The sequence below is a fragment of the Micromonospora sp. NBC_01739 genome (genome assembly GCF_035920385.1).
Classification (GTDB): Bacteria; Actinomycetota; Actinomycetes; order Mycobacteriales; family Micromonosporaceae; genus Micromonospora.
Map to the genome: position 1 here is coordinate 3,208,132 of NZ_CP109151.1, position 13,882 is coordinate 3,222,013.

The window sequence follows — 13,882 nt, forward strand, 5'->3', positions numbered from 1 at the left end:
GCCGTCGCCTTATTGTGCGGCCAGACCGTTGCGTCGGATCACCTCTGCGTACCACCTGGCGCTGGACTTGGGGATGCGGGTCTGACTGTCGTAATCGACGTAGATCATGCCGAACCGCTTGGTGTAGCCCCAGGCCCACTCGAAATTATCCAACAGCGACCAGGCGAAGTATCCCTGCAGGGGGACACCGGCGGTGATCGCCTCGTGGGCGGCGCGCAGGTGACCGTCGAAGTACGCCAGGCGCTCGGCGTCGTCGACCTGGCCGTCCACCACGGTGTCGACGAAGGCGGAACCGTTCTCCGTCACGTACAGCGGAAGGTCGGTGTACTCCTCATGCACCCGGCGCAGGGTCTCCACCAAGCCGGGGGCGTCGATCTCCCAGTCCATGTCGGTGACCGGTACGCCCCGGGTGACGAACCGGACATCCTCGCTGCCCGGCCAGTTGGTCGGCGCCCGCCAGTACTTCTCGGGCTCCTCGCCGGGCAGCGGTGCGGCGACCACGTGCCGGCTGTAGTAGTTCACCCCGACCAGGTCCATCGGAGCGGAGATGACGGCCAGGTCCCCGTCGCGGACGTGCCCGAAGTCGGTCACCTTGGCCAGGTCGGCGACCAGGTCGTCGGGGTACTGGCCACGCAGCATCGGGTCGAGGAAGAACCGGTTGGCCAACCCGTCGATGCGGCGCGCGGCGTCGACGTCGCCGGGTGCCTCGCTGGCCGGGGTGACCGGGTAGAGGTTGACCGTCACCCCTAGCTGCGCCGTGGGCAGTGCCGCCCGCAACGCCTGCACGGCCAGCCCGTGCCCGAGCATCAGGTGATGCCCGGCGTGGACGGCCGCCGCCGGATCGGTACGGCCCGGGGCGTGCACCCCGGAGCCGTAGCCGAGGAAGGCCGAGCACCAGGGCTCGTTCAGGGTGGTCCAGTACTTCACCCGGTCACCCAGGGCGTCCGCCATCAACTGCGCGTACTCGGCGAACCGGCCGGCGGTGTCGCGGGCCGGCCAGCCCCCGGCGTCCTCCAACTCCTGGGGCAGGTCCCAGTGGTAGAGGGTGAGCCAGGGCTCGATCCCGTTGGCCAGCAGGTCGTCGACCAGCCGCTGGTAGAAGTCCAGCCCTTCGGCGTTGACCGGACCGGACCCGCCGGGCTGCACCCGGGGCCAGGAGACCGAGAACCGGTACGACTTGAGCCCCAGCTCGGCCATCAGCCGGACGTCGTCACGGACCCGGTGGTAGTGGTCGCAGGCCACGTCACCGGTGTGCCCGGCGACCGTGCGTCCCTCGGTGTGGCTGAAGGTGTCCCAGATCGACGGGGTACGCCCACCCTCCGCCGCGGCCCCCTCGATCTGGTACGCGGCGGTGGCCGCTCCCCAGAGGAAGCCCGGCGGGAAGGTCAGCGGCGCACGTTCGTCTAGGACGCCGACTGAGGGTGGGGTGGCGGGGTTGCTCACGACTTGACTGCACCTTCCATGATCCCGCCGATGATCTGGCGGCCGAACACGATGAAGACCAGGACCAGTGGCAGGGTGCCGACCGCCGTGGCGGCGAAGACCTGGGAGTAGTCCGTGTAGTAGGCGTACGAGAGGAAGGAGAGCGACACCTGGAGGGTGGGGTTCTCCGGGCTGAGGATCGCGTACGGCCAGAGGAACGAGTTCCAGGTTTCCATGAAGGTCAACAGGCCGAGCACGGCGGCGGCCGGACGCAGGGCGGGCAGCACGATGTTCCAGTAGATCCGGAAGGTGCTCGCCCCGTCGACCCGGCCGGCCTCGATCAGCTCGTCCGAGATCGCCTGGCTGGCGTACTGCCGCATCATGAACACGCCGAAGGCGCTGACCAGGAACGGCACGGTGACCGCGAGCAGGCTGTCGTACCACCCGAACGACTGCATCATGCCCCAGAGCGGGATGATGCCCATCTGGGTGGGGATCATCATGGTGACGATGATCGACAGCAGCAGGATGTTGCGGCCCCGGAAGCGCAGCTTCGCGAAGGCGAAGCCGGCCAGCGAGCCGGTGAGCACCACCGACACGGTGACCACCGCGGAGACGATGATCGAGTTGATCAGACCGGTGACGAAGTTGGCCGCGTCGTTGTCGAGCACCCGGCCGAAGTTGTCGCCGAACGAGCCCGCCGGGGTGAACGGTGGCGGCACGTCGTTGATCGCGTCCAGGCTGCGGGTGCCGATCACGATCATGTAGTAGAACGGGTAGATGGAGAGCAGGGCCGCCATGACGAGCGCCAGGTAGGTCAGCGGGCTGGTACGCCACAGGCGGGAAGCCGATTTCACTGGTCTCTCCTCACTTCGCCGTACGGCGGACGAGTACGAAGTTGATCAGCGACACCAGCACGATGATCATGAAGATCGCCCAGGCGACCGCGGCTCCGTAGCCGGCGGTGTTCAGGTTCACGATGCCCATCTCGTACATGTACATGGCCAGGGTCTGGAACTGCCGCTGGTCACCACCGATGATGTTGCCGTTGGCGAAGAGCAGCGGCTCGGTGAACAGCTGCATGCCACCGATCGTGGAGAGGATCACCACGAAGATGAAGGTGGGCTTGAGCATGGGCAGGGTGATCTGCCAGAACTGCCGCCACTGACCAGCGCCGTCGATCGCGGCCGCCTCGTAGAGGTCCTTCGGGATGGCCTGCATGCCGGCGAGCAGGATCAGAGTGTTGTACCCGGTCCACCGCCAGTTGACCATGGTGGCGAGCGCCGTCCAGGAGCTCCACTTCTCACCGTTCCAGTCGATGGCCTCGACCCCGAAGAAGCTGAGCAGCCAGTTGAACAGACCGAAGTCGCGCTGGTACAGCATGCCGAAGACGATCGCCACCGCGGCCACCGAGACCACGTTCGGGATGAAGATGGCCATCCGGAAGAAGGTCTTGGCCCGCAGCAGGGTGCGGTTGAGCAGGTTGGCCAGGAAGAGCGCCAGCAGCAGCTGCGGGATGGTCGACAGCGCGAAGATGCCGAAGGTGTTGACCAGCGCGTTCCAGAAGTACCCGTCGGAGATCAGCCGGGTGTAGTTGTCGAACCCGATGAAGGTGTTGTCGCCGATCATGTCCCAGTCGTGCAGGGACATCCAGGCGGTACGCACCATCGGGTACAACCCGAAGATGCCGAAGATCAGGAAGAACGGTGCGATGTAGAGGTACGGGGAGTACTTGAGATCCAGACGGTTGAGCAGATGCCCACGCCGGCGCCGCTGCTCGGCGTTGGGGGGTGGTGGTGCTGAGGACGGCGGGGCCGTCGTGGCCGACAGACTCATGGGGTTTCCTTTCCGGGCGACGCCCCGGGGCCCGCACGCGGTGCCACGCGCAAGGGGTGACCGACCGGTGGCGTTCGGGAAATCCCCCCGAACGCCACCGGATGGGAATCACACTCAGAAGGCGCCCTGAGTTTCCGCGTCCTTGACGAACTGCGCCCAGGCCTCGTCCTTGCTGGCCCGCCCGTTCTCGAAGGCCCGCATGGCCGGCTCGAACGCGTTCTCCTTGACCGCCTGGTGCTTCGGGCCCAGGTGGACCGGCTCGATCTTGGACACGCTCTCGCCGAAGATCTTGCCGGTCGGCGCGCCGCTGAAGTACTCGTTGGTGTAGCTGAGGAACTCCTCGTTCTTCAGCGCCTCGAGGTTGGTCGGCAGCGGGCCGGCCGCCTTGAAGGCCGCGATCTGGCCACTGGCGTTGGTCAGGAACTCGGCGAGCTTGGCCGCTTCCTTCTGGTGCTTGCTCTGCTCCGGCACGGCCAGCCAGGAGCCGCCCCAGTTACCGCCGCCACCCGGCACGGAAGCCACGTCCCACTTGCCCTTGTTGCCCTCGCCGGAGTTCTCCTCGACGATGCCGAGCATCCAGGACGGGCAGAAGGTCGCCGCGAAGGTGCCCTGCTTGAAGCCGGCGTTCCACGCCGGCGACCAGGTCTCCGCCTTGGCGGAGATGTCCACCATCGAGGTCGCCGTGTCCCAGGCAGCCTTCACCGCGGGGCTGTCCTTGGCGATGACGTTGTTCTCCTTGTCGTAGAACAGGTCACTGCCCTGCTGGAACAGCACGCCGTTGGAGACCGCGGTGATCGAGTCGATGAAGCCCTTGCCGGTGGCCTGCTTGTAGGTCTGGCCGGCCTTGTGGAAGCCGCTCCAGTCCGGCCACAGGGCCGAGACCTGGTCCCGCTCGGTGGGCAGACCGGCCGCCTGGAACAGGTCCTTGCGGTAGCAGACCGCTAGGCTGCCGACGTCGGTGGGCAGGCCGATCAGCCGCCCGTCCGCCGCCTTGCCCAGCTCCCACTTCCAGGGCAGGTATTCCTTGGAGTGGTCGTCGACCAGCGTGGTCAGGTCCACCCAGTTGCGCGAGTTGGCCTTGAACTCGTTGAGGATGCCCTCTTCCAGGGCGGTCACGTCGGCCGCACCCTTGCCGGTGGCGAGGTAACGGACCAGCTTGGGACGGTAGTCCCGCAGCTGCGCGGTCTTGCGCAGCTCGATCTTGATGCCGGTCTGCTGCTCGTACTGCTTGACGAGCTCGTCGTAGCCCATCTCGCCGAAGGTGTCGACGACCAGCTTGGCGGGCTTGCCGCCCTCTGCCGAAGTGTTGTCGTCGTCGTCGTTACCGCAGGCCGCGAGGCCACCGACGGCGATGACCGCCGCGAAGGTGGCCGCCGCCAGGCGGGTACTCCGTTTGGTGAGGTTCATCCTGACCCCTCTTTCGATGGTGAGGCTGGTTATGTGGTGGGGGGTGCCGCAGCGTCTGCCGGCCGCCGGCTGGTGAGCCGAGCGTCGACGCCCCGGGCGGTGAAAATGTGATCTACGCCCCTTGGGAACGCTCCCATGAGATTGCCGGGACGTATCAGGAGTGTCAATAGGCCGTTGGGAGCGTTCCCAGATCGTTACCACAGAACCGGTTTGATCCCGCTTCGCACCCGTCGGGAAATCCTGCGATCAGCCCCGCAGAATATCGATGATCAGCAGAATCGCCGCAACAGGGTGGTCACCCGGTCGGGGTCGAAGGCCCCCGGGTCGTAGCCGTCGCCGACCCACTCGCGCATCCCGGGGTGCTCCGGGTGCCCCGGATCGGCGAGCGCGGCGAGCAGCAGCAGGTAACCCTGCGGGCCACCGATGTTCTCCGGCGGCGCCGCCCGCTCCCCGTCGACACACCTCGGGTAGCGCTCGTCGGCCTCGGCGGTGAAGACGTCCTCCACCAGCAGGTCGTGCTCCCACCAGTCGCCGAAGTCGTACGTGTAGTGCAACCGGCTGCCCTTGCCCGCCACCGCGTCCAGGCGCACGTCCAACTCGTCGTGCGGGGTCATCTCCTCCTCCAGGAGCAGATCACCCTCGGGGTCGGGCTCCGCGTACTGCACGCCCTCGATGTCGAAGGAGTGCAGGTGGCAGTCGCGCCAACCCATCGCGTGCTGCACCACCCGGTGCAGTCGGTCCAGGGTGTAGCCGCCCGGCACCAGCACCCGACGCCAGATGGTGGGACGGACCCCGGACAGGGAGATCCTCAGCTGGAAGATCTGACGCGGCATGCTGTCCCGTCCTTCCACGGCATAGGCTGCGAGCATGATCTGCCGAGCGTGCCGGTCGCGGCGGCACGACGACTGCCCGGGCCGGAACTGGTGCGACTGCCAGCACCGTACCCCTCGACCCACCCCTGTCGTCACCGGTCCGGCCGGCGAATGACCGCCGAGGCAGCCATCCGCGCCCTCTGGCCGGCCCCCTCCCCCGGCCCGCTGGACGACGAGGCGCTGATCGCCCGCTATCCCCGGGCCGAGGGCCCGCGGGTGCGGATGAACTTCGTGACGAGTGTCGATGGTGCGGTCAGCCTCGACGGTTACTCCGCCGGGTTGTCCGGCACACCGGACAAGCGGGTCTTCGGGCTGCTGCGGATGCTCTGCGACGGGCTGCTGGTCGCCGCCGGCACCCTGCGCCACGAGGGTTACCGGGCGATCCGGCTGGACGAGCGGCGCCGGGCCTGGCGGCTAGCGCACGGACTGGCCGAGTATCCCACCCTGGTGGTGGTCTCCGGCAGCCTCGACCTAGACCCGGCCCAGGCGGCCTTCGCCGACGCCCCGGTACGCCCGGTGGTGCTCACCCGCGACGGCGCACCGGCGGCGCCGCGACTGGCCGCGGTCGCCGATCTGGTGCACTGCGGCACCGACCGGGTCGACCTGACCCTCGGCCTGGCCGAACTGCGGCGACGGGGCCTGCGCCAGGTGCTCTGCGAGGGTGGCCCGCAGCTGTTCGGCGCGCTGACCGCCGCCGACCTGGTCGACGAGGTCTGCCTGTCGGTGGCTCCGCTGCTCGCCGGCGCCGGCGCCGGCCGGATCACCGCCGGTCCGCCCAGTCCGGCCCGACAGCTGCCGCTACGCCATGTGCTGCTCGCCGGGGACGGCACCCTGCTGCTGCGCCACGCCCGCTGACCGGACACACCCCGCGCAACCCCCGGTGAGGATGCGGTAGCGCTGTGCGGTCACCCCGGGGGTCCCGGCGTGGCCTCCGCCGCGTCGCGTGGCGACCTGTCGTACTCCTCCGGCAGGATGCAGGGCGTGTACGCCGACCGCGATGACCGCCGAGGAGGGGCCGCCCGATGACTGACCAGGGGTTCGAGGTCATGGGCGAGGGGGTCGGGCGGGTGCTGGGCACCGCCGACGCCACTCCCCTTCAGTTCTGGACGGCCGTCGCCCCCGGCAGCTACCTGCAACTGGACGACGTGGTGGTGACCCGCCGGGAGCTGCCCGACCGGGAGCCGGTGACCATCGCCGGGGTGGTCACCCAGGTCCGGGCGCGACACGAGGGGGCCCAGTTCGACTCCGACGTGTTCGCCATCGCCGAGGGCACCCTGCCCGCCCAGGTGCAGGAGGCCGCCGAGATCACCACCACCCGGGTCGATCCGGAGTTCTACGTGCCGCCGCAGCCCGGGGCGGTGGTGCACCGGGCCGAGGGGGACGCCCGGGCGCGGGCGCTGCACTTCGACCGGATGGAACGCCGCATCCCGATGGGCACCGGCCGGGACGGGGTGCCGGTCTACCTCAACGCCGACTTCCTGGACGGCACCCGGGGCGCCCACGTGTCGATCTCCGGCATCTCCGGGGTGGCCACCAAGACCAGTTTCGCCACCTTCCTGCTCTACTCGGTGTTCCGCTCCGGGCAGCTCGGTGGTGACGCGGTCAACGCCAAGGCACTGATCTTCAACGTCAAGGGCGAGGATCTGCTCTTCCTGGATCACCCGAACGCCCGGCTGGACGACTCCACCCGGGCCGCGTACGCCCGACTGGGCCTGGTCGCCGACGCCTTCGGTGATGTACGGGTCTACGCCCCGCCCCGGGTCGGTGACTCCTCCGGCACCCCGGATGTGAGCAGTCGGCTGACCGGGGTGGACAGCTTCTACTGGACCCTGTCGGAGTTCTGCGCCGACCGGCTCCTGCCGTACGTCTTCGCCGACGCCGACGACGAACGCCAGCAGTACACCATGGTGGTCCACTCGGTCGCCGCCCACCTGGCCCGGTACGCCCAGCCGGCCGACGGCGGGGTGAGCATCGACGGGGTGCGCCTGGGCAGCTACGGCGACCTGGTGGACCACATCGTCGAGCAGCTCAGTGACGACGAGACCCGTGGCGACTGGGCGGGCAGCGCGGTCGGCCTGGGCACGGTGAACGCCTTCGCCCGACGGCTGATCGGCAGCAAGAAGGACCTGTCCCGGCTGATCCGGGGGGACCTGGCCACCCGCCGCCCGCATTCGATCAACACCGCGGAGAGTGCCCAGGTCACCGTGGTCGACCTGCACAACCTGCCGGACCGCGCGCAGCGGTTCGTGGTGGGGGTGACCCTCAAGAGCGAGTTCGAGCGCAAGGAGAAGGCCGGCACCGCCAAGCCCCTGTTGTTCGTGGTGCTGGACGAGTTGAACAAGTACGCCCCCCGGGAGGGCTCCTCCCCGATCAAGGAGGTGCTGCTCGACATCGCCGAGCGGGGCCGGTCCCTCGGGGTGATCCTGATCGGGGCCCAGCAGACCGCCAGCGAGGTGGAACGACGCATCGTCACCAACTCGGCGATCCGGGTGGTGGGTCGGCTGGACCCGGCCGAGGCCTCCCGCCCCGAGTACGGCTTCCTCCCCCCGGCCCAGCGGCAGCGGGCGTTGCTGGCCAAGCCGGGCACGATGTTCGTCAACCAGCCCGACATCCCGGTCCCGCTCTGCCTGGAGTTCCCCTTCCCGGCCTGGGCGACCCGGGTCTCCGAGGCGGGCACCGCGCCCTCGCACACCCTGCGCTCGCTGACCCAGTCCGCCGACCCCTTCGCGGTCGTGGGCTCCGGCGGCGGCGCCGACGACGACATCCCCTTCTGAGAGGGCAGCCAGTGAGCGCGAGGAGTGCAGCGAAGCGGAGCCCCGCAGTCGCGAGCGAAAGGTTGGCTCAGTGAAGATCCTGCACACCTCGGACTGGCACGTGGGCAAGGTCCTCAAGGGGCAGTCGCGGGCCGAGGAGCACAAACAGGTGCTGGCCGGGGTCATCGACATCGCCCGGCAGGAGCGACCGGATCTGGTCGTCATCGCCGGTGACCTGTACGACACGGCCGCCCCGACGGCGGAGGCCACCCGGCTGGTCACCCGGGCCTTGACCGCCTTGCGGCGCACCGGCGCGGACGTGGTGGCCATCGGCGGCAACCACGACAACGGCGCCGCCCTGGACGCCCTGCGCCCGTGGGCCGAGGCCGCCGGCATCACCCTGCGGGGGGCGGTACGCGAGGACCCGGCCGAGCACGTCATCGACGGCACCACCCCCGGTGGGGAACGCTGGCGGTTGGCCGCCCTGCCGTTCCTGTCCCAGCGGTACGCGATCCGGGCGGTGGAGATGTACGAGTTGACCGCCGCGGAGACCATCCAGACCTACGCCGACCACCTGGGCCGCATCCTGGCCCGGTTGACCGAGGGGTTCACCGAGCCGGACCGGGTCCACCTGGTCACCGCCCACCTGACCGTGGTCGGGGCGGCCACCGGCGGCGGTGAACGGGATGCGCACACCGTCATGGGGTACGCCGTACCGGCCACGGTCTTCCCGGGCACCGCCCACTATGTGGCGCTGGGGCACCTGCACCGGGCCCAGCGGGTCTCCGGGCCCTGCCCGATCCGCTACAGCGGTGCCCCGCTGGCGGTGGACTTCGGCGAGCAGGAGAACGTCCCCTCGGTGACCCTGGTAGAGGTCAGCGCGACCACGGCGGCGCAGGTGCGGGAGGTGCCGGTGACGGCGGCGACCGCCCTGCACACCGTACGCGGCACGCTGGAGCAGCTGGCCGGGATCACCCCACCGGAGGGTTGGCTGCGGGTGTACGTACGCGAGCAGCCCCGCGCCGGGCTGCGCGAGGAGGTGCAGGAGTTGTTCCCCCGCGCCCTGGAGATCCGCATCGACCCGGAGCTGCTGGCGGCGCCCGGCAGCGGCGCCCGGGTCGCCCAGCGCGCCGGGCGTACCCCCCGCCAACTGTTCGCGGACTACCTGGACAGTCGGGGGCACGCCGACGAGGGGGTCCGGGACCTCTTCGACGAACTCCTCGAACAGGTGGAGCACTGATGCGGCCGATGCGGCTGGACCTGGCCGGGTTCACGGTGTTCCGGGACGAGACCACGATCGATTTCACGGACGCGGACTTCTTCGCCCTGGTCGGTCCCACCGGCTCCGGCAAGTCGACAGTGCTCGACGCGATCTGCTTCGCCCTCTACGGCACGGTGCCCCGCTGGGGCGGCACCCGGGGGCTGGGTAACGCGCTGGCCCCCTCGGCCACGGAGGCCCGGGTGCGGCTGGTCTTCGAGTCGGCCGGGGCCCGTTACGTGGCTACCCGGGTGGTGCGTCGCGACGGCCGGGGCAATGTCAAGACCGCCAATGCCGGGTTGCAGTTGATGCCGGACGGCTTCGACGTCACCAAGCTGGACACCGGGCTGAGCCCGGAGGATCTCGGCGAGGTGGTCGCCGGCACCCCGGCCGAGATGGAGTCCGCCGTGCTGGCGGCGGTCGGCCTGCCGTACGAGCAGTTCACCAGTTGCGTGGTGCTGCCGCAGGGGCAGTTCGCCGACTTCCTGCACGCCCGACCGGCCACCCGGCAGCAGATCCTGGTCAACCTGCTGGGCCTGGGGGTGTACGAGGAGGTGCAGAAGCTGGCCACCGGTCGGGCCGGGCAGGCCGAGGCGAAGCTGGAGGCCCTTGACCAGTTGCTAGCCGGGCTGGCCGACACCGACGAGGCCACCCTGGAACAGGCCACCGCGCAGGTCGAGCGGATGACCGAGCTGGCCGAGGCGGTGACCGAGGCCGTACCGGAGTTGGAGCGGGCGCGGGCCACGGCCCGGGAGGTGGCCCGGGCCCTGGCCGCCCTGGACGCCGACCTGGCCCTGCTGGAGGCGGTCCGGGCCCCGGAGGTCACCGCCGAGCTGACCCGGGCGGTGTCCGCCGCCCGGGCGGCGGCGGATGCCGCGGTGGACGAGGTCTCGCTGGCCGAGGAGCGTGAGGAGAAGCTGCGCGGCGAGCTGACCGCCCTGGGCGACGAGAGCACCCTGCGGCTGCTGCTGGGGGCCTACGCCGATCGGGAGCAGTTGGCCGGGCAGGCCGAGGCGCTGCGGGTGGCGGTGGAGCAGGCCGCCGCGCGGCACGAGGCGGCCGTGACGGCGCTGGCCCAGGCCGGTACGCAGGCCGAACGGGCCGAGGCGGAGCTGGCGGCGGCCTTCCAGGCCCACGAGGAGGCGAAGACCGCCGACCAGGCGGCGGCGCTGCGGGCGCACCTGAGCGACGGGGACCCCTGCCCGGTGTGCGAGCAGGTGGTGGCCCGGGTGCCGGCGATGCCGGCCGGGTCGGCGGTGGCCCGGGCGGTGGCCGCCGGCAAGGCCGCCCGGACGGCCAGCGAGGCCGCCAAGCGGCTGGTGGCCGAACGCGACACGGCGGCCCGGGAACTGGACCGGGTCCTGGTGCGGGCCCGCGCCGAACACGACGGGGTACGGGCCCGGCTGTCCACGTTGGACGAACGCCTGGCCGACGCGGCCAGCCCGCAGACCCTGCGGGAGCAGCTGGCCGAACACACCCGGCTGCGGGCCTCCCTCGACGAGGCGGCCACCGCGGTACGGGCCGGTCGGGACGCCGCCCGCCGGGCCCGGGGCACCCTGGAGGCGGCCCAGGAGCGGCTGCGTACGGCCTGGCGGCACTTCGACGGCACCCGCGACGGGTTGGCCCGTTTCGGCCCCCCGGGGGTCGACCGGGAGGACCTGGCCGCCGCCTGGACCGCCCTGTCGGAGTGGGCGCGGCAGCAGGCCCGGGACCGCCGCTCGCAGCGGGAGGGCCTGGCCGCATCGGTCGCCGACGCCGAGACGGCCACCCGGGCGGCGACGGAGCGCATCGAGGGCATCTTCGCCGAGGCGGGGCTGCCCGCTCCGGAGGATCCGGTCCGCGCCGCGACCGTGGCGGTGGAGCGGGCCGAGGCCGAGCTGCGCCGGCTGGTGGAGCGCCGCGAGCAGGCGGCGCAGCTACGCGAGCAGCGGGCCGAGCACGAGCGGGAGGCCCAGGTGGCCCGGGCGCTGGCCGGGCACCTGCGGGCCAACAACTTCGAACGGTGGCTGCTGGCCGAGGCCCTGGACCTGCTGGTCGACGGCGCCTCCCGGATCCTTCGGGAGCTTTCCGGCGGCCAGTACGACCTGGTCCACGACAAGGGCGAGTTCTTCGTCGTCGATCATCACGATGCCGGCCTGCGGCGGGGGGTGCGGACCCTGTCCGGCGGGGAGACCTTCCAGGCTTCCCTGGCGTTGGCGCTGGCCCTGTCCGAACAGTTGGCCGGGATGTCCACCACCGCGGCCAGCCTGGAGTCGATCGTGCTGGACGAGGGTTTCGGCACCCTGGACGCGGCCACCCTGGACACGGTCGCCGCCACTCTGGAGAACCTGGCCGCCCGGGGGGACCGGATGGTCGGGGTGGTCACCCACGTACCGGCGCTGGCCGAGCGGATCCCGGTGCGTTTCGAGGTACGCAAGGACGCCCGCTCGGCCCGGGTCGAACGGACCGGCCGGTGAGACGACTATGACCCGGTTCTTCGTCGACGCCTGGGATCCGGCCTACGGGGCCTCCTTCGAGGCCTCCGGAGGTGGCCCGGCCGCGCCGAGCAGCGCCCAGGTCGACGCCGACGCCGAACTGCCCGCGGTGGACTGGCGGGCCATCGGCCCCCGCCCGGGGGTGCAAGCCCCTCATGTGGTGCTGCTGGTCGACGGGGTACGCCGGATCGACGCCAGCGTCTGGACGGCCGAGGAGGACGGCACCTCGTACCCCGGCCTGGCCGCCTCGTACGCCGCCGGGGTGGTGCGCTGCGACCTTGAGCGTGGGGCGGCGCAGTTGGCCGGTGCGAAGGTCGGCCGGGGGCTGTTCACGGCCAGCCCTTCGGCGGCCGAGGTGGTGGCCGGCAACGTCCGCTACCCGGTGCACCGGGTCAGCGGCACCGGCGAGTTGGCCAAGCTGCCGGCGGCCGTGCAGGGGCCGCTGACCGCCCTGGAGGTGGAGGTCTCCGACGCCGCCCGTACGGATGAGGATCTGCTGGTGGTGGACGGGCCGCTGCGCAACCGGCGGCAGTTGCCGCGCACCCTGGGGTACATCAAGACCCAGCACAGCCAGTATCTCGACGCCCGGCTCACCGCCGTGGTCACCGGGCTGGCACCGGGCCACCGGTCGCCGGTGTTCCGCCTCGGCACCGCCTGGGGTGGCTGGTCGTGGTATCTGCGGCTGCCGGTGGCCCCCGGGGCCCCCTGGGCCGGCATCGTCCGGATGGAATGCTCCGCCGAACTGGAGATCGACGAGGCGGTACGGCTGGCGGATCTGTCGCTGGTGACCCTGCCCCGGTTCGCCTCCACCCCCTACAAGGATCCCCGGGCCCCGCAGAACCTGGTGCCGATCGCCGGCCTGGAGCGGCTGCTGCGGTCCCGATTGGGTGACGCCCGGCTGCTGCACCGCGCCCTGAACGCCGCCGCGCGGACCAACTCCGCCGCCACCGGTTCGACCGGCCTGCGCTGATGGGCCGCCGCCGCGACACCGACCGGCGCACCGAACAGGTCGACACCGGGTTGGCCGAGCTGACCCCCGATCCGGACCGCCCCGGCTCGTGGACCCTGTCGCTGGACGGGGCCCCACAGTCGCATGTGGACCTCGACGATCCGACCCACCTGGAGTTCGAGTACGTCCGGCGGCTGGCCGCCGCACTGGATCTGATCGCACCGACCGGCACCCCCCTGCGGGTGCTGCACCTGGGCGGCGGGGCGTTGACCCTGCCCCGCTATGTCGCCGCCACCCGACCCGGCTCCACCCAGCGGGTGGTCGAGGTGGACGGTGCCCTGGTCGACCTGGTCCGCCGGGCCCTGCCCTGGCGGCCGGACGCCCGCCTGAAGGTGCGGGTCGCCGATGCCCGGGCGGCGTTGGTCGGCACCCGGGAGGGCAGCTACGACGTGGTGGTCGCCGACGTGTTCGCCGGTGCCCGCACCCCGGCCCGACTGACCTCTGTGGAGTACGCCGCCGAGGTGGCCCGGGTACTCCGGCCGGGCGGCTGGTACCTGGCCAATCTCGCCGACGGCCCACCCCTGCGCTACGCCCGGGGGCAGGTCGCCACGGTGCGTACCGTGTTGCCTCGGGCCTGTCTGGTCGCGGACGCCGGGGTGCTGCGGGGCCGCCGCTACGGCAACCTGGTGCTGGTCGCCGGTGCTCAGGAGCCCCCGGTACCGGAGTTGACCCGCCGGGCCGCCGGTGACTGGTTTCCCGGCCGGGTACTGGCCGGCACCGACCTCGACCGCTTCGTCGGGGGCGCCCCGGTGGTCCACGACGAGCAGGCCACGGACTCCACCCCACCCCCGGCGGGAATTTTTTCCGTCCGACGTTGATCTGTGCGGCCCGGCCGTGCGTATCAATCGGCA

The 13,882-nt window shown here is 71.2% G+C and carries 11 protein-coding genes; 6 read left to right on the forward strand and 5 right to left on the reverse strand.

Annotated elements, in window-relative coordinates; translation table 11 throughout:
• Positions 1-9: 9 nt before the first annotated feature.
• From OIE53_RS14200 to OIE53_RS14220, 5 genes are all read right to left on the reverse strand, one after another.
• Positions 10-1,443, reverse strand: coding sequence for a GH1 family beta-glucosidase (locus OIE53_RS14200; RefSeq protein WP_327022029.1), 1,434 nt, complete (start codon positions 1,441-1,443; stop codon positions 10-12).
• Positions 1,440-2,222, reverse strand: a complete 783-nt coding sequence (locus tag OIE53_RS14205) for a carbohydrate ABC transporter permease (protein ID WP_327027198.1) — start codon at positions 2,220-2,222, stop codon at positions 1,440-1,442. The genes OIE53_RS14200 and OIE53_RS14205 overlap by 4 nt, the downstream gene beginning before the upstream one ends.
• 67 nt (positions 2,223-2,289) lie before the next feature.
• The gene (locus tag OIE53_RS14210; protein ID WP_327022030.1) at positions 2,290-3,258 is read right to left on the reverse strand and encodes a carbohydrate ABC transporter permease; all 969 of its coding nucleotides are present in this window, start codon (positions 3,256-3,258) and stop codon (positions 2,290-2,292) included.
• Positions 3,259-3,372: 114 nt separating this feature from the next.
• Positions 3,373-4,665 (reverse strand): ABC transporter substrate-binding protein, encoded by a 1,293-nt coding sequence (locus OIE53_RS14215; protein ID WP_327022031.1) that lies wholly within the window; start codon positions 4,663-4,665, stop codon positions 3,373-3,375.
• A gap of 269 nt (positions 4,666-4,934) precedes the next feature.
• Positions 4,935-5,498, reverse strand: coding sequence for a plasmid pRiA4b ORF-3 family protein (locus tag OIE53_RS14220; protein WP_327022032.1), 564 nt, complete (start codon positions 5,496-5,498; stop codon positions 4,935-4,937).
• A 150-nt stretch (positions 5,499-5,648) separates the two neighbouring features.
• Between OIE53_RS14220 and OIE53_RS14225 the strand changes: the two genes are divergently transcribed.
• The 6 genes from OIE53_RS14225 to OIE53_RS14250 all read left to right on the forward strand — a co-directional run bounded on the left by OIE53_RS14225 (position 5,649) and on the right by OIE53_RS14250 (position 13,849).
• Positions 5,649-6,392, forward strand: coding sequence for a pyrimidine reductase family protein (locus OIE53_RS14225; protein ID WP_327022033.1), 744 nt, complete (start codon positions 5,649-5,651; stop codon positions 6,390-6,392).
• A gap of 167 nt (positions 6,393-6,559) precedes the next feature.
• Positions 6,560-8,311, forward strand: coding sequence for an ATP-binding protein (locus OIE53_RS14230; protein WP_327022034.1), 1,752 nt, complete (start codon positions 6,560-6,562; stop codon positions 8,309-8,311).
• Positions 8,312-8,381: 70 nt separating this feature from the next.
• The gene (locus OIE53_RS14235) at positions 8,382-9,530 is read left to right on the forward strand and encodes an exonuclease SbcCD subunit D (RefSeq protein ID WP_327022035.1); all 1,149 of its coding nucleotides are present in this window, start codon (positions 8,382-8,384) and stop codon (positions 9,528-9,530) included.
• Positions 9,530-12,004, forward strand: a complete 2,475-nt coding sequence (locus OIE53_RS14240) for an SMC family ATPase (RefSeq protein WP_327022036.1) — start codon at positions 9,530-9,532, stop codon at positions 12,002-12,004. Before OIE53_RS14235 ends, OIE53_RS14240 begins: the two co-directional genes overlap by 1 nt.
• A gap of 7 nt (positions 12,005-12,011) precedes the next feature.
• Complete coding sequence (locus OIE53_RS14245; RefSeq protein WP_327022037.1) at positions 12,012-12,992, forward strand: hypothetical protein; 981 nt, start codon at positions 12,012-12,014, stop codon at positions 12,990-12,992.
• Positions 12,992-13,849: a spermidine synthase gene (locus OIE53_RS14250; protein ID WP_327022038.1), complete on the forward strand. Its 858-nt coding sequence runs from the start codon at positions 12,992-12,994 to the stop codon at positions 13,847-13,849. The genes OIE53_RS14245 and OIE53_RS14250 overlap by 1 nt, the downstream gene beginning before the upstream one ends.
• The last annotated feature ends 33 nt before the right edge of the window (positions 13,850-13,882 follow it).